Source organism: Paeniglutamicibacter sp. MACA_103 (genome assembly GCF_045798555.1).
Lineage (GTDB): Bacteria > Actinomycetota > Actinomycetes > Actinomycetales > Micrococcaceae > Paeniglutamicibacter.
In genome coordinates this window covers 1-20,266 of the sequence record NZ_JBIXLN010000045.1, presented here as the reverse complement: position 1 = coordinate 20,266, position 20,266 = coordinate 1, and the positions used below count along the sequence as shown (strand labels likewise).

General features: G+C 66.5%; 15 protein-coding genes. 7 read left to right on the top strand and 8 right to left on the bottom strand.

Annotated features, from left to right (window positions below):
• Position 1: 1 nt before the first annotated feature.
• Positions 2-3,940, bottom strand: coding sequence for an endo-alpha-N-acetylgalactosaminidase family protein (locus ACIPVK_RS17920; protein ID WP_407613341.1), 3,939 nt, complete (start codon positions 3,938-3,940; stop codon positions 2-4).
• A 368-nt stretch (positions 3,941-4,308) separates the two neighbouring features.
• On the opposite strand from ACIPVK_RS17920, the gene ACIPVK_RS17915 reads away from it, so the two are divergent.
• The 6 genes from ACIPVK_RS17915 to ACIPVK_RS17890 all read left to right on the top strand — a co-directional run bounded on the left by ACIPVK_RS17915 (position 4,309) and on the right by ACIPVK_RS17890 (position 12,041).
• Positions 4,309-5,634 carry an ABC transporter substrate-binding protein gene (locus ACIPVK_RS17915; RefSeq protein WP_407613340.1) on the top strand — a complete coding sequence of 442 codons (1,326 nt, stop codon included), beginning with the start codon at positions 4,309-4,311 and terminating at the stop codon, positions 5,632-5,634.
• A 105-nt stretch (positions 5,635-5,739) separates the two neighbouring features.
• Positions 5,740-6,621: a carbohydrate ABC transporter permease gene (locus tag ACIPVK_RS17910; RefSeq protein WP_407613339.1), complete on the top strand. Its 882-nt coding sequence runs from the start codon at positions 5,740-5,742 to the stop codon at positions 6,619-6,621.
• A 7-nt stretch (positions 6,622-6,628) separates the two neighbouring features.
• On the top strand, positions 6,629-7,531 hold the full coding sequence (locus ACIPVK_RS17905) for a carbohydrate ABC transporter permease (RefSeq protein WP_407613338.1): 903 nt from the start codon (positions 6,629-6,631) through the stop codon (positions 7,529-7,531).
• A gap of 54 nt (positions 7,532-7,585) precedes the next feature.
• The gene (locus ACIPVK_RS17900) at positions 7,586-9,439 is read left to right on the top strand and encodes a glycoside hydrolase family 35 protein (RefSeq protein WP_407613337.1); all 1,854 of its coding nucleotides are present in this window, start codon (positions 7,586-7,588) and stop codon (positions 9,437-9,439) included.
• A complete protein-coding gene (locus tag ACIPVK_RS17895) occupies positions 9,426-10,958 on the top strand; it encodes an arylsulfatase (protein WP_407613336.1) in 1,533 nt (510 codons plus the stop codon). Before ACIPVK_RS17900 ends, ACIPVK_RS17895 begins: the two co-directional genes overlap by 14 nt.
• A gap of 45 nt (positions 10,959-11,003) precedes the next feature.
• Positions 11,004-12,041 (top strand): LacI family DNA-binding transcriptional regulator, encoded by a 1,038-nt coding sequence (locus ACIPVK_RS17890; protein ID WP_407613335.1) that lies wholly within the window; start codon positions 11,004-11,006, stop codon positions 12,039-12,041.
• 151 nt (positions 12,042-12,192) lie between these two features.
• Here the strand turns inward: ACIPVK_RS17890 and ACIPVK_RS17885 are convergent, their stop codons facing one another.
• The 5 genes from ACIPVK_RS17885 to ACIPVK_RS17865 form a co-directional block, all read right to left on the bottom strand.
• Entirely contained in the window at positions 12,193-12,468 is a 276-nt protein-coding gene (locus ACIPVK_RS17885) for an HPr family phosphocarrier protein (RefSeq protein ID WP_407613334.1), read from the bottom strand.
• A gap of 56 nt (positions 12,469-12,524) precedes the next feature.
• Positions 12,525-14,612, bottom strand: a complete 2,088-nt coding sequence (locus tag ACIPVK_RS17880) for a fructose-specific PTS transporter subunit EIIC (RefSeq protein ID WP_407613333.1) — start codon at positions 14,610-14,612, stop codon at positions 12,525-12,527.
• The gene (locus ACIPVK_RS17875) at positions 14,609-15,589 is read right to left on the bottom strand and encodes a 1-phosphofructokinase family hexose kinase (RefSeq protein ID WP_407613332.1); all 981 of its coding nucleotides are present in this window, start codon (positions 15,587-15,589) and stop codon (positions 14,609-14,611) included. The genes ACIPVK_RS17880 and ACIPVK_RS17875 overlap by 4 nt, the downstream gene beginning before the upstream one ends.
• On the bottom strand, positions 15,586-16,362 hold the full coding sequence (locus tag ACIPVK_RS17870) for a DeoR/GlpR family DNA-binding transcription regulator (RefSeq protein WP_407613331.1): 777 nt from the start codon (positions 16,360-16,362) through the stop codon (positions 15,586-15,588). Before ACIPVK_RS17870 ends, ACIPVK_RS17875 begins: the two co-directional genes overlap by 4 nt.
• Positions 16,363-16,570: 208 nt before the next feature.
• A complete protein-coding gene (locus ACIPVK_RS17865; RefSeq protein ID WP_407613330.1) occupies positions 16,571-17,536 on the bottom strand; it encodes an EamA family transporter in 966 nt (321 codons plus the stop codon).
• Positions 17,537-17,604: 68 nt separating this feature from the next.
• Between ACIPVK_RS17865 and ACIPVK_RS17860 the strand changes: the two genes are divergently transcribed.
• On the top strand, positions 17,605-18,465 hold the full coding sequence (locus tag ACIPVK_RS17860) for a LysR family transcriptional regulator (RefSeq protein ID WP_407613329.1): 861 nt from the start codon (positions 17,605-17,607) through the stop codon (positions 18,463-18,465).
• Here ACIPVK_RS17860 and ACIPVK_RS17855 read toward each other — a convergent pair.
• Together ACIPVK_RS17855 and ACIPVK_RS17850 are read right to left on the bottom strand one after the other, a co-directional pair.
• The gene (locus ACIPVK_RS17855; RefSeq protein WP_407613328.1) at positions 18,462-19,673 is read right to left on the bottom strand and encodes a thiolase family protein; all 1,212 of its coding nucleotides are present in this window, start codon (positions 19,671-19,673) and stop codon (positions 18,462-18,464) included. The genes ACIPVK_RS17860 and ACIPVK_RS17855 overlap by 4 nt on opposite strands.
• 64 nt (positions 19,674-19,737) lie before the next feature.
• A partial coding sequence (locus tag ACIPVK_RS17850; RefSeq protein WP_407613327.1) for a 3-hydroxyacyl-CoA dehydrogenase family protein occupies positions 19,738-20,266 on the bottom strand: 529 nt, incomplete at its 5' end.

Here is a 20,266-nt window from a genome sequence, read left to right as displayed (position 1 = left end):
GCTATTGGCAGATGAACTTGGCGTCCGCCCAGTCCGCATGGTCGTTGCCGTTGTCATCGCCGCCGATATCGACCACGAGGTCGACGTATTCGGCACCGGTGATGTCGGCCGCGATCTTGTGCGTCGGGGTCGTCGGGCGCATGACGGGACTGCTGGCCGCTGACTTTCCATCGGCCAGGACGGTGAACCCCACCGAGCCGCGGTTGGCCTGGGCATCATCGAGTCCAACGTCCGCCGTAAACGACGTGCACTGGCTGCCGGTGTAGTAGCGGATCTTGCTCGGCGCGTGGGTACCGAGCCCCTTCGCATACACGACGCCGTTGAGGGTCAGCGGCCGGCCGTCATTCGGGGCCTGTGGGCCGTTGGACATGTCCAGCTCCACGGGCCCCCAGCCGTTATCCGCACTGACCCACTGGTGGTCGCTGGCGTAGACAGTGCCCACCGGCGGCGCCGGCAGCGTGTACACCGAGGTGTCCTTGCTGACAGTGCGCTCACCGAGCGGCTCCTGCGTCGTCGAGTAGGTGGCCGTGGCCCCCACCGTGTAGTTGCCTGCGGCATCTGCCGGTGCCCAGACCGTCCACGTGGTGGCCAGCTTCTGGCCCGGCGCAAGCGTCGGCGCGGTGGCAGCGGTCACGGCCTCGGCCGTCCAGCCCTCGGGTAGGGCCAGGGCAACCGCGACGTTGTCGATGTCGGCCGGCTCATCGGACGTGAACGTTGTCGTGAAGGTGTTGTCGCGGCCGGGTTGGACCACGTCGCCGTCCATCGCGACGCTGAGCTGTGCGCAGGCCGGAATCACGTCGGATTCACCCAGGTCCTCGATCAGCAGGTTGTCGAGGCTGAAGTCTGCGCCGTCCGTCGCTCCGGAACGTTCAAGCCCGACCCACGATTCGCCGCATCCGCCGGCGACGAAGGTGTTGTTGAAGCGCTTCGTTGCCAGTTGCCGGGGCAACGCCGTGGTGATGGTCTTGACCGGGCCGGTTGCCGAATCGTATCCCCCGACCCAGTTGTACTGGTCGGCGAGGGCGTTCTGGTAATCGAAGGAAACCCTGTACGTGTGGCCGGGCTGCATCGGCACCGTGTAATTCGACGTTCGGTAAACCAGGCCCGGGCCGCCGTTCCTCGCCTTGTTCTCCGCATGGGATTTCAGCGACCACTTTCCCTCGATCACGTCGTCGGTGGCCTTGCCGTTCCAACCCGATTGCGTGTACGGATCGTTCAGCTCCGCCAGGTGCGTACGTGGATCGTTCGATCCGCCGGCATTTCCCTTGATGAAGGGGCCCCAGCCTTGGTCGACGTTCTCGAAGTCCTCCGAGATGACGCCTTGGGTCGGTACGCGGGTCGTGGGCACGACCCGCACATCGTCGATGCGTACGGCGGCGTCGCCGTCGGCAGCTTCGATCCGCAGCAGCGGGGAACCCTCCTCCTTGATGTCGATCAGCACGCGCAACCGCTGGAAATGCGTGCCGTGTTTTTCATCGGCTGCGACGAAGTTCTCGGCGCCCGAGCCGGTGATGGTGGTGCTTGTCGGCTCGCTTCCGGCGCCGCGCACCGAGAGCGTGGTGGCGCGCTTTTTTCCGGGTGCGACTTCGACCCAGGCGCTGACGGAGTAGGTCCCCTCCTTCAGTTCCTTGAGCTTCTGGCTGATGGAGGACTTGCCCTGTCCCAGCACGGCTTGGCGAAGGCCCTTGTCGGTGCGCTCGATCTCCACCGAACCCGAGGGGTTCCATGCCGTGAGATCGCTTGCATTGAAACCGGGGTCGGCAACGGGGGTGTCTTCACCGTACTTGGGCTGCTTCGGCAGGGCCGCCTCTTCGTCGATGGCGAGGACGTAGGGTTGGCCGGCCTCCGCGGAGATCGTGACCTTGCCGTCGGTGGTGGTTGGCGTGGCCGCGAGCTTGCGGCCGGTGTCGGTGAGCTTGTAGAGCTTGTACTCGCCGTTCTGCTGGAAGCGCTCCGGCAGTGTCCACGTGGTGCTGCCGCCCTGGGGGTTGTAGTGGTAGAGCTTCTGCTTTTCCTCCCCTGTCGAGTCGAACGTGCCGTCCGCGGCCCAGGGAAGCAGGTAGGTTCCCCCGCGCAGGACCTCGGCGCCGTGGTCGGTGATGACGCGGTCCGATGCCGAGGTTCCGGTGACGGCGATGCCACCGGTCAGCTCGATCCGGTGGTCCTTCCAGCTCATGATCTCCTGCTGCTGCAGGAACTTGGCCGGTACGTTCTTGGTCCAGATGTTCTTGGTGAACGCGGTGTAGTCGTTCTGTCCGGTCCATCCTTCCCACTCGACGATGTTGGCGTTGCCCAGCAGCGGGTGGGGATTCCAGGTGTCCTTCTGCGAATTCATGGCGAACCGGACGATTTGCGAATTGACGCCCTTGTTGTTCGACCCGCCGTACTTTTCATCAGTGGCCCAGTGGGACCAGGTGTTGTTGCGCGCGAGCGAGTAGGCCCATTCCGAGCCGACCCGGAAACCGTTTTTGGTCAGCTCCTTCTGCAGCCTGTCGGCCAGCCAGCCGTACTGGTAGAAGACATCCACGTAGACCATGTCGAGGTTCTCATCGGTCTGCTGGCGGAACTTTGCGACGCGATCGGCGAGGTTGCCGGAGAGGATGTCCTGACGCTGGTTGATCATGTAGGACTGGTCCAGCCAGTTCCAACCCTTGCTCTTCACGTCCACGAGGCTCTCATCGAAGAAGAGCGATTCCGGGTAGGCCTCGGTCTGATTGATGTGGATGCCGTAAGAGGCGTTCCACTCCTTGCTTGCCTTCAACAGCTTGTTCAAGTCCGTGAGGCCGCCGGCGCGGGTGTTGTAGTTGTCGGCGAAGTCGGTGTTCGCAGAGTCGTGGCCCTCGCTGCCGAAGCCCTTGAGGATCGCGCTCTGGCCCAGTCCGTCGGTGGCCAAGGCGATGCGCTTGGTATCGTCCAGTGTTCTCAGGAAGGGGTGGGTGGCCTGGGAGGCGAAGTTGAATGGAATGCGCTGGACCACCTTGTTCTTGACATCGCCGCCCTTGTGGGGCTTCACGGCTATGTCGCGATAGACGATGGCGGCATCCTGCCAGTCGACGAGGGCGTCGTTGTTGGCATCGGCCGTGATCTTTACCTTGGACCAGGGCAGTTCTTCGGTCTCGTTGGACTGGTTTGCACGATATAGCCATTCGCCGCTGGCCACGCCGACGCGCACGTGGGTGCCGTCATTGACGGCCTGGCGCTGGAATCGGCCCTGTTCACGAAAGCCGGGCCCCGACGATGTGTCATAGAGGGAGTTGGACTCCAGGGCGGCGGCCAGTTCCGAGGTGTTGACCAAAGCGAACGCCGAGTCCAGCGGCTTGGCATCCACCGGGGTGGTGTCGGTGACCTTGGTGAATGTGTCGCCCGAGACACCGCGGTCCACGGAGTTGAGGGCAGTGGACACCTGGGCGTTTGAGCTGGCCGAGGAGACGCTGACCAGGTTGTTGCCGGGCATGCCGATGGTGCGGATCTTTTCACCCGATCCGTCTTGGATCCGTGTGACCTCGAATGTCATGACGGAACCCTGGACGCTCAGCCGGGCGTCGATCTCCGCTCCCGGCAAGCCGGGCAGGGTCAGTTTGTAGTTGATGGCCGAGGTGCCGTCACGGTCCGCCGTGACATCGACCTTTTCGGTTAGGCCATTGACCGTGATCGAATCGAGCGGGGCAGTGAGCGAATCACCCGTGACCGCATCGAGCGGGGCGGTGGTCCCATCAAGCGAACCGCCCGTGGCCTGGTCCGTGTACTGGAGGACCTGTGGGAAGTCCTTGGAAACGGTGATCCTCAGCGACTCGGAGGCAATTACCTCCGTGTTTTCGGCCAACGTCACAGCTGTGGCCGGTACCGCTGCCACGCCCAGCGGCACCAAGACCGAGGCCGTCAGGGCCCCGATGGCCGCCAGGCCGACGGCTCGTCGACTCCTGAGTGGTGATCTTCGCATCGTTCTCCTTCATTGGTTGCGAGCGATCCCCGCTGCCCGGCGTTCCCGCCACTGCCCCATGGTTGCAGCATCACTCTGTTATGGATAACAAATACATTGTGATTCAGTTCATATCCCTTGGCAAGGGGGCGGGGAAGTTTTTAAGGGCGGGACAATTTCGCTCCCTGTGGCCCATGGTGCAATGAGATTCGCCGCTCCAAGTTCGTTGTCAATGAAGGGAGATTTGGGCCGGGTCCGGGATTTTCGTCCGGCTCGGCGAGTGGGTGGGCCGAAAATTGGTACTTGCGCTCATTCGGCGGTTGCAGCATTATGGACATGTGATCCATAACATAGGCTCGAATTCCGGGTCCGGAAAGTCTGGAGAGACAATGCGTTCCATTCACACCCCGAGGGCAAGCGCCCTCACCGCCATTGCCCTCACCGGCGCCCTGGCATTGACCGCTTGCGGTGGCAGCGAAGCAGCTGCCCCAAGTGGCAGCGCCGACGTCGCTGCAGGCGACTTTTCCGGGGAGACCCTGACCTATTGGTCGTTCTGGCAAGAGAAGGAGCCGCAGGCCCAGGCCATCGCGGCCGCCATCGACGATTTCGAGGAAGCCACCGGGGCCACCGTGGAGGTCGAATGGCAAGGTCGCCAGATGACCCAGAAGCTGGCGCCCGCCATGCGATCGAACGCCCCCGACGTCGTCGAGGCGGCCCTGGACAACCTGGCGCCGATCGTTGGCGACGGGCAGGGCGAGGATCTTTCCTCGGTCTTCGGAGCCACTTCCATCAACGAGCAGACGCCGCTCAGCGACACCGGAGTCGGCAAGTACAAGGACCTGGTCACCAACGACGACGGTGCCGCCTGGCTCGTCCCGTACTCCGTCCTGGGAATGGGCATCTGGTACGACGCCGCCGAGCACAAAGACCTGGCCGACAACGCGCCGAAGTCCCTCGACGACCTGGCCGCACTGATCAAGCAGGAAGGCAAGGGCTCCGTGGCCCTCGACGGCGACGTCGGCTTCTACACCACCCTGTGGGTCGAGAGCATCCTGATGCGTGAGCTCGGTCCGGAGAAGTTCCGCTCCATCGTCGAGGACAAGACCGGGGAGGCATGGAAGGCGGACGACGTCGTCGCGGCCCTGGAGAAGGTGACCAAGGTCGTCCCGCCGGAAGCCTTTGCCGCCGGAAGCTTCGGCTCGAAGTTCCCGGCCATCCAGGAAGGCTGGGCCTCCGGCAAGTCGGCCTTCCTGCTCAACGGTTCGTGGATCCCGCAGGAGACCGCCACCAGTGTTGGCAAGGACTTCACCTTCGCCTCCCTGGAGATCCCCGTCGGTTCGACCGGGGAAGCCAACACCCAGATCGGCCTCACCGGCTACGCAGTCCCGGCCAAGGCCGAGAACAAGGACCTGGCCAAGGCCTTCATCCGCTTCGTCCTGGAGAAGAAGTACCAGGAGGACTACGTCAAGAAGGCCAGTGCGCTGTCCACCCGTGACGACGTCAGCGTCCCGGCCGACCTGGAAGCCCTCGCCGACTCGATAGCGCAGAGCGAGCCGGTGCTGGTCATGGACGGGGTCAACGTCGACTACGCGGGCATCGTGCCCGAGGTCTTCGCCGCTCCGGTCCGCAACTTCCTCTCCGGCAACACCGATGCCAAGGGCTTTGCCAACGAGATCTCCGCGACCCAGGCCAACTACTGGAAGGGCCAGGGCTAGGACATGTCGCTGGCCACCATCGACTCCCGAGAGACACCGCCACCCGCGGGTGCCCCGTCCGAGGACGTCTCCCGGCGCCGTCGGACCGGGCGGTCCGAATCGCCCATGGAGAAACGGCGACGGCGCACCTTCTGGCCGTTCCTCGCGCCCGCGCTGGTGGCTTACGCCGTCCTGTTCCTGGGGCCGGCCGTTGCCTCGTTCGTCATCTCGTTCACCTCGTGGGATGGCATCGGGACCCCGGAGCCCGTGGGCTTCGAGAACTACAGCCGGCTGCTGGGTGACGCGGTCTTCCGGCAGGCCTTTGCCAACACGCTGATCATCCTGCTGGTCGGCGGCATCGCGGTCTTCGCCGTCGCCTTCGCCCTGACGATGGTCCTGCGCGAAATGCGTGGACGGAAGTTCATCCGCAACGTCGTGTTCTTCCCGACGATCATCTCCCCGGTGGTGCTTTCCATCCTGTGGGGATTCATCTTCCAATTCAACGGCCTGCTCGAAACCGGGTTGGGTGCATTGGGCATCCCCAAGGGGCCGAACTGGCTGGGAGAACACCTGTTCCTGATCATCATCATCGGTCTCGTCTGGATCAACCTCGGCCTCTACGTCACCATCCTGATGGCCGCCGTGGACCAGATCCCGCAGTACCTCTACGAGGAATGTGCCCTCGCCGGGGCTACGGCCTGGCAGCGCTTCCGCTACGTCACGCTGCCCCTGACCTGGGATGTGGTGACCGCCGCGGCGGTGTTGTGGACCATTGGTTCGCTGAAGATCTTCGAGTTCATTTATGCCTTCGGCGGCACCACCGCGGACATGCCCCCTACCAACGTGTGGAACAGCGCGCTGTTCATCTACGGCAAGACCTTCGGCGGACGCAACCCGGCATTTGAGTTCGGATACGCCTCGGCGGCCGCCGTGGTCACCGTCCTGGCCGTGATGGTTTTCGTCCTTTTGCTGCAGCGCATCACCCGCCGCGACCCGATCGAGTTCTGAGGAATCCATGACCACCGTACTTCCCCGGGAGACCGCGCCGAAACGCCCTCGACGCCAGCGGACCTCCACCGCACGCATCGGTGCCACCGGCAAGGTCCGCTCTGTCGGCATCGCCCTCATCTGGGTGCTCGCCGCGCTCAACATCGGCACCCTGTGCTGGGTCCTGGTCACCTCGCTGCGCAGCCACAGCTCGATCTTCCAGTCCCCCTGGGGGCTGCCGATTCCGCCGGTGTTCTCCAACTTCACCACGGCACTGGTCGAGGGCCAGTTCGGGGTGGCTGCGCTGAACACCGCCGTCATGACCATTGGCGGCTCGTTGGCACTGGTGGTGCTTTCCGCCCCGGCCGCGTATGTGCTCGCCCGCAGCACCAGGAAGGTCTCCGGCGCCGTCTTCGCGCTCTTTGCGATGGGCATCGGCATCCCGGTGCAGGTCATCATCATTCCCCTGTACGTGCTGCTCGAGAAGCTGCACCTCATCGATTCCCTCTGGGGGTTGTTCCTGGCCCTGGTCGGCGCGGGAATCCCGTTCACCATCATTCTGCTGACCGGCTTCATGCGCAGCCTGCCCCTTGAACTCGAGGAAGCCTCGGCCCTTGACGGCTGTTCCTCGCTGCGCACCTTCTGGCAGATCATGCTGCCGCTGGCCCGCTCCGGCATCATCACCGTGCTGACCTTGAACGCCATCAACATCTGGAACGAGACATTCCTGGCACTGGTGCTGATCCAGGACACCGACAAGCAGGTCCTGCCCGTCGCCCTCCTGAACTTCATCGCGTTGCAGCAGTTCAACGGCGCCGACTACGGCGGACTCTTCGCCGGCGTGCTGATCCTGGTGCTGCCCATGATCCTGCTTTACATCTGGCTGGGGCGTCGGATCATCGAGGGCATGACCCTGGGCGCCAGCAAATAGGCACCCGAAACGCCGCACCACCGCCAACCGAGACCTTAGGAAGTGAGCAATTCAATGCTGCAGGAAACGTATCCGGAGACCGCCGTGGCGGGGACCTCGGCGGCGCTGGCCGTACGCGACGGGGGGTTCCTCCGTTTCGGGAAGCCGCACCGCATCCTCTCCGGATCGATCCACTATTTCCGCGTGCACCCCTCCCAATGGGCCGACCGGCTGGAGCGGCTGGCGGCGATGGGCCTGAATACAGTGGACACCTACATCCCCTGGAACTTCCACGAGGCGGTTCGGGGCCGGCCCGACTTCACTGGCCGGCGCGACCTCGGCCGGTTTATCGACCTTGCCGCCGAGGCGGGCCTGGACGTGATCGTTCGCCCGGGTCCTTACATCTGTGCCGAATGGGACAACGGCGGCCTGCCCTGGTGGGTCACGCGCGGGAAGATGGGACGGCTGCGCTGCGCGACCTCGGAGTTCACGACCGAGGTCGCGCGCTGGCTCGACCTGGTCATGCCCGTCCTCATTCCACGCCAGGCAGCCCACGGCGGCCCGATCGTCGCCGTCCAGGTGGAGAACGAATATGGCAGCTACGGCGACGACGCCGACTACCTGGCTTGGTTGCGCGGCGAACTGCTCGACCGTGGAGTGACCGAACTGCTGTACACCGCTGACGGGCCCACGGAGTTGATGTTCGACGGAGGAACCCTCGAGGGGACCTTCGCGGCTGCAACCTTCGGCAGCGGGGCCGGCGACCACGCCGAGTTCATGGGTCGACGCCGTCCCGGGGAACCCTTGTTCTGCGCGGAATACTGGAATGGCTGGTTCGACCACTGGGGCGAGAAGCACCACGTGCGGGAACCGGCCGACGCGGCCAAGGTCGTTCGGGACATCCTCGAGGTCGACGGATCCGTCAGCCTCTACATGGCCCATGGGGGAACCAACTTCGGTCTGACCTCCGGAGCGAATTTCGCTGACGGAACCTTCCAGCCGACCATCACGAGCTACGACTCCGACGCCCCCGTGGCCGAAAACGGTGCGCTCACCCCGAAATTCCATGCCATGCGAGCCGTCTTCCTCGGATCCGATGCCGAGCCGGTGCCCGCTCACCTGGCGGACCCGCCGCCCACGCTCCCTTCCGCCGAGCTGCCACTGGTCCGCCGCGTCGATCTGCTCGCGCTCGCCCGGCGGGCCGGGGATCCGGTCACTTCCGCGCACCCGCTGACGTTCGAGGAACTGGGGGTAGACGCCGGCATGGTGGTCTACCGTGCGCGGCCGATCCTGCCCGAGGGGCCGATAGGCATCTCCATCGAAGGCCTGCGCGACCGCGCCTACGTCCACGTTGACGGACACCGGGTCGGAACGCTGGACCGCAACGAGCCCGGCCGAACCCTGGAGCTCAGCGGTACCGGGGAGCGGGTGGACTTGGAGATCATCGTGGAGAACCAGGGCCGGATCAACTACGGCTCCCGGCTTGGCGAGACCAAGGGCATCGTCGGGGGTGTGCTCATCGGGCGACGCCTCGTCCACGGGTGGGAACACCGCCACCTCGCCCTGGCCGAACTCGCTCCGGAGGAGCTGTGCCCGGGCGCAACGGCACCCGTTGGAGCTCCCGGGTTGCCGCAGGCGTCTTCCGAATCCGCGCCGGGTCTGGCGGTCGCCGTGCTGGACGTGGACGAACCCGCCGACGCCTTCCTGGCCCTGCCCGGTTCGGTCAAGGGATTCGTCTGGATCAACGGTTTCCTGCTGGGCCGCTACTGGAACCGCGGGCCTCAGGCTACCCTGTACGTGCCGGCTCCCTTGCTGGCATCCGGGGAAAACATCGTGTCCGTTCTGGAATTGGAGGGCCTCGGTGACCGGATCGAGATCCACACCGGACCCTCCCTGGGCATGACAGAGGAATTCATTGAGACCTTCTAGCCAGGACGCCGTGCCTCACGCGCGTCCCAACGTCATCCTCATCTGTGCCGACCAATGGCGCGGGGATTGCCTCTCGGCGGCCGGCCACCCGTTCGTGCAGACACCCCACCTGGACGACCTGGCCCGGACCGGCACCCGTTTCACCAACGCCTACTCGGCGACTCCGACCTGCGTGCCCGCCCGGGCCGCCCTCTTCACGGGGCAGTCCCAGGAACGCCACGGCCGGGTCGGCTACGAAGAGGGTGTTCCCTTTGACGCCGCCCACCCGGTCACCTTGCCCGGCGAATTCTCCCGTGCCGGGTACCACACGCAGGCGATCGGCAAGATGCACGTCTACCCGGAACGGGCACGCATCGGTTTTGACGACGTCATCCTGCACGACGGCTACCTCCACCATGCGCGAGGCGAACACCGGCAGGACTTCCGGTTCTTCGACGACTATGTCCCCTGGCTGCGCCGTCAGCCGGGGGTGGCACCCGAGGAGGAATACTTCGATTCCGGGGTGAACTGCAATTCCGTCTCGGTCCGGCCGTGGGACAAGCCCGAGCGGCTGCACCCGACCGACTGGCTCGGCACCCAAGCGATTGAGTGGATGTATCGGCGTGACCCGACCAGGCCCTTCTTCCTGTACCTTTCCTTCCACCGCCCGCACCCGCCCTACGATCCACCGGCCTGGGCCATGGAACAATACGCCCACGTTCCGGAGGAGGAGCTGCCGGTAGGTGACTGGATCGCGGACTGGGAGGAACACCGGCGGGATGGCGACTACCAGGCGGCCTTGGCAAAGCTGCCTCCCGCCGTCGTGCGCAGGGCCCGGCAGGGCTATTACGGGTTGATGACGCAACTGGACCTGCAGCTCAACCGGATCCTCGAGTCCCTGGCCGACTTCGGCCTGCGGGACAACACGGTCATTGCTTTCACCTCCGACCACGGCGAGATGCTGGGCGACCACCAGATGTTCCGCAAGGCGCTGCCGTACGAAGGGTCCGCCAGGGTTCCGCTGATCATCCACGACCCGCGCAGGGCCAGCGGCCAGGTGGTGGACCATGTGGTCGAGTTGCGCGACATCATGCCGACCCTGCTCGACCTGGCAGGAGTCGACATCCCCGAATCGGTAGACGGCTTCTCCCTGGCACCCATGCTCGACGGCGGTGGAGCGCCCGCCCGGGACCACCTGCACGGCGAGCACACCTACTTCGGCCAATCGATCCAATGGATCACCGATGGGAGGCTGAAGTACATCTGGGCATCGGGGTCGGGGCGTGAACAGCTCTTTGACCTCGTGGCCGATCCCGGCGAGCTGCACAACCTCATCGGCGACGCCGACCATGCGCGGGAGGAATCGCTCTGCCGTGGCCGGCTCATCGCGGCCCTTTCCGGGCGTGAGGAGGGCTTCGTGAAGGAGGGCGGCCTGGTCACCGGTGCCGCCCCACTGACGGTTCTTGCCGAGACCAGGCGGCGCGTGGCACGAAGCACGGGGGCCGGTGGCGGCACGGCCGGTGGGGCGGGTCCGGCATAGGATGGAACGGAAGGATTCATGGAAACGACGAGGGGGCCGCAGCGCATGAACAGTTCGTCCGAACGTGCTCCGTCGATGCGCGATGTCGCCATGGCCGCCGGGGTATCGGCGCAGACCGTTTCACGCGTGCTCAGCGATCACCCGAATGTACAGCCGGCAACCCGAGGCCGGGTCCTGAACGTGGTCGAAAAGATGGGGTATCGGCGCAACAACACGGCCCGCGCCCTGGTCACCGGTCACAGCAGGACCTTGGGGGTCATCACGCTGGCCACGAACTTCTATTCTAGGGCCTCGCTGTCGCTGGGCATCGAAAACGAGGCGCGCGCCCACGGGTACGTCGTGAACACCGCGACGACGCCGTCGCTGGCATCCTCTGCCATCGGCAAGGCGATCACGCGCCTCGTCGACCAGGGCGTCGACGGGCTCATCATTGCCGTGCCCCTCATCGATGTCGATGAACCCCTGGAACGGATCACCCGGCGGGTACCGACGGTCACAGTGGACGGATCGCGGACTTCGGCTGCCGATGTCGTGGCGGTGGACCAGACAGAGGCCGCCCGACTCGCCACGCGGCATCTGCTCGATCTCGGGCACAAGACCGTATGGCACATTGCCGGCCCCCTCGAATGGTCCGATTCCGCAACCCGCGTGGCGGGCTGGCGCGAGACATTGCAGGAGGCAGGTTGCGAGGTCCCTCCCGAGCTCCACGGTGATTGGACGCCCGAATCGGGCTACCGCAACGGCCAGTTTCTGGGCCGGATGCCGGAGGTGACCGCCATCCTGGTGGCCAGCGACGAGATGGCCTTCGGCGTCATGCGCGCCCTGCACGAACTTGGCCGTCGGGTGCCCGAGGACGTATCCGTCGTCGGCATCGACGACATCGCGCTGGCAGCCTACAGCCTGCCGCCGTTGACCACGGTCCGACAATCATTTGAGGAAACCGGCCGACGTGCCGTCGCCCACCTGTTGCGCTACATGGCCGATCCGGGCTTGGAGCATTCCCCGGAGAGCGTGGCCCCCGAACTGGTGGTCCGCGAAAGCACGGCCCCGCCGTCGGGCGGCGCGGAACACCACGGTCAATAGTGCAGGCAGACCCCACGATCCGTCCCCGTTGGGGGCGGTTCCTGCAACAGCCGGAGCAAAGGCGCAAGGTCCCGGAAACGCAGGTGTCCCGGGTGGGGCTTCGCAGGGAAGTTCCACCCGGGACACGAGGGCTCAAACGCCGGGACGGTGCTTAGGCGTCGTGGTCGGTTTCCAGGATCGCGGCCAGGGTTTCGAGCACCGATTCGGCACCGTCACCCTCGGCGCGCAGGACGACCTTGGTGCCGTGCGAGGCGCCCAGGCCCATGAGGGAGAGGATGCTCGAGGCATCCAGCGCGTCCTCCAGCGGCTCGCCCTCGCGTGCGATGGTGACCTCGAGGTCTTCGTTGCCGGCGGCCTCGGCGAAGATGGCTGCCGGGCGGGCGTGAAGGCCGACGCGGCTGGCGATGGTTGCAATACGTTCTGCCATGGTGGCTCCTTGTTTTCTTGGGTATTTCAGTCGTGGACGTGGATGAAGCGGGGTTGTTACGCGGCGACCTTGGCGGTCTCTTCGACGGAAACCGTCTGCACGACGGGCTTGCGGACGAACTTCTTCAGAACGATCACCAGGACGGCGGAGACAATCGTTCCAACGATCGTGGCTACCAGGAACATCGGCCAGGTGTTGTTCATGGCGAAGAAGACGAAGATGCCGCCGTGGGGCGCCTGGGAGAGCACTTGGAAGCCCATGATCATCGCGCCGGTGATGCCGCCGCCGACCATCGAGGCCGGGATGACGCGCAGCGGATCGGAGGCGGCGAACGGGATCGCGCCCTCGGAGATGAACGAAGCGCCCAGCAGCCAGGCCGCCTTGCCGTTCTCGCGCTCTGCGGGGGTGAAGAGCCGCGGCGAAACCACCGTGGCCAGGGCCATGGCCAGCGGCGGGACCATGCCGGCGGCCATGACCGCGGCCATGATCATCAGCGGTGCCGGGTTCTCGGCGATCGATCCGGCACCCAGTCCGGCAACGGCGAAGGAGTAGGCGACCTTGTTCACCGGACCGCCCAGGTCCACTGCCATCATGAGTCCCAGGATCAGGCCCAAGGCCACGGCGGCGGTTCCCGTCATGCCCGAGAGCCAGCTGTTCAATCCCACGGTCAGCTTGGCGATCGGTCCGCCCAGCAGCAGGAACATCAACCCGGAGGCGATGATCGAGCCCAGCAGCGGCACGATGACCACCGGCATCAAACCGCGCAACCAGCGCGGGACCTTCCAGGAGGTGATCCAGCGGGCGGCCAGGCCGGCGAGCACGCCGCCGACGATGCCGCCGAGGAAGCCTGCACCCATGAACCCGGCAACCGCACCGGCGGTGAAGCCCGGGGCGATGCCCGGACGGTCCGCGTAGGCGTAGGCGATATAGCCGGCCAGCGCCGGGACCAGGAAGGCCATCGACAGGTTGCCGATCTTGAAGGCAACAGCGCCGATGTAGACGCCAAGCGGACCGAACGGGGCACCGATCTGGGACACCACGTCGGCACCGGGCAGGTTGAAGAGCGTGTTGGCGCCCAGGACGTCATCCACGACGTCGGTGATGGCGTAGCCGCCGAGCAGGAAGCCGAGCGCCATGAGCAGCCCGCCGCCGGCGACGAAGGGAATCATGTACGAAACGCCGGTCAGCAGCGCGCGCTTGAGCCCGCCGCCGAAGGATTCCTTGGACGTGGACTCGGTGGACTCCTCGGCGCCGGTGCCGGCCGGGACGCGGCGGGCCTTCGGGTCCTTGGAGGCGGCGATGGCGTCGTTGATGAGCTTGGCGGGCTCGTCGATGCCGCGCTTGACCGGGACCTGGATCAGCGGCTTGCCGGCGAAGCGGGAGCGGTCGCGCACGTCCACGTCCACGGCGAAGATCACGGCGTCGGCCGAGTCGATGACTGCCTTGGACAACGGGGTGGAGCCCGAGGACCCCTGGGTTTCCACGGCGAACTCGACGCCAAGTTCCTCGGCGGTCTGGGCCAGCGAGTCGGCGGCCATGTAGGTGTGGGCGATGCCGGTGGGGCAGGCGGTGACCGCGACGATCCGGGGCTTGCGTTCCGCGGCGGGCGCCTCGGCGGCAGCGGCCGGCTCGACTGCCGGTGCCGGTGCCGAAGTCTCGGTCGCCGCAACCGCGGCGGCGGCGGCCGCCGGGTCATCGGAGAGCACAGCGGAAACCAGCTCCACGATTTCGTCCTCGGTGGTCGCGGCGCGCAGGGCGGCGGTGAAGGACTTCTTGACCAGCGCGCGGGCCAGCTTGGAGAGCAGCTTCAGGTGGGCCTGGTCTGCACCCTCGGGGGCGGCGATGAAGAACACCAGGTCCGCCGGGCCGTCCTTGGCGCCGAAGTCCACGGCCGGGGCCAGCCGGGCCATGGCCAGGGTCGGTTCGAGCACCGCGGTGGAGCGGCAGTGGGGGATCGCGATGCCGCCAGGCACGCCGGTGGCGGTCTTGGCCTCGCGGGCCTTGCCGTCTGCGGCCAGCGCGTCTGCATCGGTGGTGCGGCCGGCGGCCGCAACCATGGCGGCCAGCTGCTCGATGACCTCGGCGGTGCTGGCGCCCAGATTGGCGTCGAGGCTGACAAGACCGCGATTAATGAGTTCGATCATGACATCGTCCTTGGGATCAGGGTCAGCTCTTCGACGCTCACTGCGTCTGGAGCCAGTTGGATGGGAGTGGGGATAGCGGAGCCCGGAAGGGACGCCGCGGCCGAACCGTAGGCCACGGCGCGGGCCAGCCGCCCGGGAGCGGTTTCACCTGCTTCATCTGCAAGCAGGTATCCGGCCAGGGCCGAATCTCCCGCGCCAACGGTGGAGCGCGGGGTGATCGGTGCATGCGTTGCGTGCCAGGCGCCGTCGGCATTGACCAGCACCGCGCCGTTGGCACCCAGGGTGGCCAGCACGGTGCCGACACCCCGGTCCAGCAGCGCCCGGGCCGCCGCGGCGGTGGCGGTGGGCGAGTCCTCGAAGGCTTCTGCCGAGCCCTGGCCGGCAAGCTCGGCAAGTTCCTCGGCGTTGGGCTTGATGAGGTCCGGGAGTTGCTGCACCTGAGCGGCGAACAATGCCCGAAGCGGCGCCTCGGAGGTGTCCACGGCGATCTTCGGGGCCGCGTCTCCCAGGGCTTCGCGCACCGTGGCAACCAGGTCCGCGTAGAAACCTGGATCCGCACCCGGCGGCAGCGAGCCGGCGAGCGCCAGCCACGAGGCGGAGCGGGAGACGTCCACGACGACGCGCACGATCTCCTGAAGCACCGCGGCGTTGAGCACCGGGCCCTGTTCGTTGATCTTGGTGGTGGTGCCGTCGGGATCGGTGAGCGTGATGTTGGTGCGCAGCAGCGCGCCGATGTGCACCGAGCGGTGCTCCAGGTCATCGGCGACCAGCCGGCGCAACAGCGGATCGGTCTCAGCGCCGGGCAGCACCGCGAGGGTCTTCACGCCCGCGGATGCGATGGCGCGGGAGACATTGACGCCCTTTCCGGCGGCCTGGGTGTGGCTGCCGAGGGAGCGCTGGACGCCGCCGTGGGCCAGCGGGGCACCGAGCTCGATGGTGGTGTCCAGCGCCGGGTTCATGGTCAGGGTGACGATCATGCCAGCACCACCTCCACGTCCGCCGCCTCCAGGGCCGCGGCGAGTTCGCCGGTCGGGGCGGCGTCGGTGACCAGGGTGTCGATCGCATCGAGCTTCGCGAATTGCACGAGGGTGAGCCTTTCGAATTTGGAGGAGTCGGCCAACACGACGACGCGTTGGGCGCTGGCGGCCATGGCGGTCTTGACCGTGGCCTCCATGGGGTCAGGGGTGCTGAGGCCGAAGGTGGAATGCAGGGCGTTGGTGCCGAGGAACGCAATGTCGGCGCTGAGCCGGGAGAACTGTTCGACGGTCCCGGCCCCGGTGGCGGCGCTGGTCAAACCGCGGACGCGGCCGCCGATGAGTTCCAGGGGGATCTCGGGGTTTGCCGCGATGCGCGCGGCGATGGGAAGGGCGTGGGTGATCACCAGCGAGGGGGTGTTGGCGGAGTTCTGCGCAATCAGCCCGGCCAGGATCTCGGTGCTGGTTCCCGCGTCGAGCATCACCGAGACGCCGTCGCCGGGCAGGAGCCGGTGGGCGGCCTTGGCAATGCGGGCCTTGGCATCGGCGTGGATGGTGCTGCGTTCGCTGTGGCTTTCCTCCCGCGTGCTGGCGGCAAGGGTCGAAACCGCTCCGCCGTGGACCCGGCGCAGCGTGCCCTCTGACTCCAGCTGCGCCAAATCCCGCCGCACGGTCTCGCGGGTGATGTCGAAGCGTGCCGAGAGTTCGGCGACGGTGACCTTCCCGTTGCCGGCGATCATCTCGGTGATCAGCCGGTGCCGTTCTTCGGCAAACATTGCTTCCTCGCATCCAGTGACGTGCCACACATGAATCTGTGTTTGAATGACTTTATGCCCGTTTGTGTGGCAACGTCAAGTGGTTTGCCTGGAAGATGTGGGATTGTCTGGCTATGGACCCACGATTCTCGCGGAACCGGCGCGAGCTCGGTCCCGTGTCGGTCGGATATCGAAGCCATGGTGCGGGTGCGGGCGGCATGCGGGAAGCTCACCAAGCGCCGTCATCCGGGTCCCGAGTATCGGAAACCGTCCGGGTCCGGGATATGGCCAGTCCCCGCACGGAAACGAAGATGTTGCTCAGGACGATCAGCCCGACTCCCAGCCATTCGTTGGCCTGCAGGGCTTGGTGGAGCATGACCCATCCGGCGAGAACCGCCCACACGGGGCTCAGACTGGTGAAGATCCCGAAAATCCTGGCCGGAACCCGCCGCAGGGCCTGCAGGTCGGCGATGGCGGGGACGACCGAGGACAGCAGGCCGCAGGCGGCGGCCAGTCCGAGGGCGCCGGCGCTCGGTACGTGGGCGAGGAACCAGAAGATCGCGATGGGCACCCACATGCCGGCCGTGACGATGCTCGCCGCGGCGGTCCCCTGCAGGCCCGGCAACCGTTGCCCCAAGGTGCGGTTCAGCAGGATGTAGGAAGCCCACCCCGCGGCGGCAACCAGGCCCAGCGTGATGCCCAAGATATCGGTAGCCGGACCGGGGTTGATTAGGACAATGACCCCGACGCCCGCGAGCAGCGCATAGGCGACGTCAAACGGCCGGCGGGAAAAAGCGATGGCGACGCCGAGCGGACCCAGGAACTCCAGCGTGACGGCCAGGCCGAGCCCGATGCGGTCGATCGCGGCGTAGAGGGAAAGATTCATCACGCTGAACACCAGCGCCAGGCCCAGGATCGGCAGCCATTGGTCCTTGCGCAGTGCGCGCAGCCGGGGGCGCACGATCGGAGCCAAGACGAGTGCCGTGACGAGCTGTCTCACGGCTACGACGCCGACCGGCCCGATAACCGGAAACGCCATGGACCCCAGGGCCGCACCGGCCTGGTTCGAGACCGAGCTGGCCAGCATCAACGCGAACCCGGTTCCCCGCCGGCGCCCGGTGGCCGCCGTGGCGCGCAACGGCGCGACGGCGACGGGAACATTCTGCCGGGGGTCTGCGGCGTCGAGGGGCTTCATGTCCTCACCGTAGGGTCCCCTACGGCATAATCCCAGTGCATATTTTGGGTCTGCCATACACTTTGGTCATGGATTGGAATCTTCGGGAGTTGAGGTACTTCGTCACCGCGGCCGAGGAGGGATCCTTCACAGATGCCGCCGCACGGCTCTTCGTCTCGCAGGCCGCGGTCTCACGCACCATCGCGGGACTGGAGAAGACAGTGGGGGAGAGGCTGCTGCGCCGGGTGCCGCGAGGCTGCGAGCTCACCAGCACCGGTCAGCAGGTATTGCCCCAGGCCCGCAAGGTGCTCGCCGAGGCCGAACGGTTCACCAGATTCCTGGACAGCCGCCACGGCGTCCTGCGGCTGGGGTACGCGTGGGCGGCGCTCGGGCGGCACACCGCCCGCCTGCAGCGCGACTGGGACCGTGACCACGAGGCCATCGAGCTCCAACTGGTCAGGCAGAACCTGCCCACCTCCGGCCTGGCCGAGGGGCTCTGCGATGTGGCGGTGATGCGCGGACCCGCCGATGCACGGCGCTTCGATTCGGTGGTGGTGGGACTGGAACGCCGAGTGGTCGCCTTCGCCTCTGACGACGCACAGTGGGCGCGGCGCCGCCAGGTGAGCATGGCCGAGGTCGCGCAGCGCACCGTGGTCATCGACCCCCGTGCAGGGACCACCAACAGCCACCTGTGGAGCGGTGCGGGCCAACACCCCACGTTCATCGAAACCACCGACGTCGACAGCTGGCTGGACTCCATTGCCGCGGGCCGCGGCGTGGGCACCACGGCCGAGGCCACGGCGCACCACCATCCACGCCCGGGCGTCATCTATCGCCCCATCAAGGACGGCCCCCGGATCGAAGTGCGGCTGGTGTGGTGGCGGGACGAACCTCCCGGCGGGCTCAGCGACCTCGTTGACGCCGTGACCCGCCTCTATGCCGACGGTTAGACGCGCTCCAGGAGCATCGAGGTTCCCTGGCCCACGCCGACGCACATGGTGGCCAGGCCGCGGTTGGCGTTTTCGCGTTCCATTCGGCCCAGCAGGGTCACCACCAGGCGCGACCCGCTGGAGCCCAGCGGGTGGCCCAGCGCGATGGCGCCGCCGTCGTTGTTGACGATGTCCGCATCGAGCTTCAGTTCCCGCATGACCGCCAACGACTGCGAGGCGAAGGCCTCGTTGAGCTCGACCGCACCCAGGTTCCCGATGCCCCAGCCTGCACGATCCAGCACCTTCAAGGTGGAGGGGACTGGGCCCATGCCCATGGTTTCGGGGGCCGTGCCTGCCGAGGCGCCGTCGATGATGCGGGAGCGCGGAACCAGCCCGTATTTCTTCACCGCTGCCTCGGAGGCGATGACAATTGCGGAGGAGCCGTCGTTCAGTGTGCTGGAGTTTCCGGCGGTGACCACGCCTCCGGGCTTGATGATCGGCCGCAACCCGGCCAGCACCTCGGCGGTGGTGCCGGCACGCGGTCCCTCATCGGTGTCCACCACGGTCTCTCCCTTGCGCCCGCGGATGCTCACCGGCACGATCTCCTCGGTGAGCCGGCCCGCGGCAATCGCCGCGAGCGCACGCTCGTGGGAGGCCACCGCGAACGCGTCGGCGTCCTCGCGGCTGATGCCGTAGACCTCCGCCACCTCCTCGGCGGTCTGCGGCATGGAATAGGTCATCTTGCCGCCCCGGGACAGGTCCCCGGTGGTGAAGCGGTCGTTGGCGAAGCGCCAGCCAATGGAGGTGTCAAAGATGTCGCCGGGCTTGGAGAAAGCCTTGGTGGGTTTTTCCTGCACCCAGGGTGCCCGGCTCATGGACTCGACGCCGCCGGCGACGACGATGTCCGCGGCGCCGGCCTTGATCATGTGGCTGGCCATGATGATGGCGCTGAGCCCGGAGGCGCACAGCCGGTTGACCGTGATGCCCGGGACATGGTCGCGGTAGCCGGCCAGCAGCCAGCCCATGCGTGCGACGTTCCGGTTTTCCTCGCCGGCGCCGTTGGCGTTGCCGAAGAAGACCTCGTCCACCGCATCCGGGTCGATCCCGGCGCGTTCCACCGCGGCCTTGATGGCGATGGCGGCCAGGTGGTCGGGGCGCACGGAGGACAGCGCACCGCCGTAGCGGCCGACCGGGGTGCGGGCCCCGCCAATGAGGAATGCCTCTGCCATGGTGTTTTTCCTTTGCTTCGGTGTCGTGCGTTTTGGGGGCCCGGCCGGCGGTGCCGGGAGGGGATTACTTCTTGGCGCCGGTGCCGTCGTAGTCGTACCAGCCCGAGCCGGTCTTTTTGCCGAAGCGGCCGGCCTCGTAGAGCGCCTTCACGTCGGGGTGCGGCAGGTCGGATTCGTCTCCGGTTTCCTCGAAGGTGGCCATGCGGATCAGGTAGCTGACATCCAGGCCCACCAAGTCCATGAGCTCGAACGGGCCCATGGGGTGGCCCAGCGCGGTCTTGGCGGTGGTGTCGATGTCGGCGATGCTGGCGATGCCGGCCTCCTGCAGGCGCAGGGCCTCATCGCGCAGCGCACCCATCAGGCGGTTGGCCACGAATCCGGGGATCTCCCTGTTGACCAGCACCGGGGACTTGCCCATGGAACGGGCAAGTTCCATGGTGGCGTCGATGGTTTCCTGGCTGGTGTCCTCGTGCCGGACCACCTCGACGCACTTCATGACCAGCGCCGGGTTGAAGAAGTGCATGTTGCAGACCTGTTTTGGTCGGTTGGTCGCCGAGGCAACCTTGGAGGAGCCCAGCGTGGAGGAATTGGTG

Coding starts and splice junctions, on each gene's coding strand:
- ACIPVK_RS17870 (WP_407613331.1), bottom strand. CDS start 16,362: ATGTTTGCCGAAGAACGGCACCGGCTGATCACCGAGATGATCGCCGGC.
- ACIPVK_RS17875 (WP_407613332.1), bottom strand. CDS start 15,589: ATGATCGTCACCCTGACCATGAACCCGGCGCTGGACACCACCATCGAG.
- ACIPVK_RS17905 (WP_407613338.1), top strand. CDS start 6,629: ATGACCACCGTACTTCCCCGGGAGACCGCGCCGAAACGCCCTCGACGC.
- ACIPVK_RS17885 (WP_407613334.1), bottom strand. CDS start 12,468: ATGGCAGAACGTATTGCAACCATCGCCAGCCGCGTCGGCCTTCACGCC.
- ACIPVK_RS17860 (WP_407613329.1), top strand. CDS start 17,605: ATGGATTGGAATCTTCGGGAGTTGAGGTACTTCGTCACCGCGGCCGAG.
- ACIPVK_RS17915 (WP_407613340.1), top strand. CDS start 4,309: ATGCGTTCCATTCACACCCCGAGGGCAAGCGCCCTCACCGCCATTGCC.
- ACIPVK_RS17920 (WP_407613341.1), bottom strand. CDS start 3,940: ATGCGAAGATCACCACTCAGGAGTCGACGAGCCGTCGGCCTGGCGGCC.
- ACIPVK_RS17910 (WP_407613339.1), top strand. CDS start 5,740: ATGGAGAAACGGCGACGGCGCACCTTCTGGCCGTTCCTCGCGCCCGCG.
- ACIPVK_RS17900 (WP_407613337.1), top strand. CDS start 7,586: ATGCTGCAGGAAACGTATCCGGAGACCGCCGTGGCGGGGACCTCGGCG.
- ACIPVK_RS17890 (WP_407613335.1), top strand. CDS start 11,004: ATGAACAGTTCGTCCGAACGTGCTCCGTCGATGCGCGATGTCGCCATG.
- ACIPVK_RS17865 (WP_407613330.1), bottom strand. CDS start 17,536: ATGAAGCCCCTCGACGCCGCAGACCCCCGGCAGAATGTTCCCGTCGCC.
- ACIPVK_RS17880 (WP_407613333.1), bottom strand. CDS start 14,612: ATGATCGAACTCATTAATCGCGGTCTTGTCAGCCTCGACGCCAATCTG.
- ACIPVK_RS17855 (WP_407613328.1), bottom strand. CDS start 19,673: ATGGCAGAGGCATTCCTCATTGGCGGGGCCCGCACCCCGGTCGGCCGC.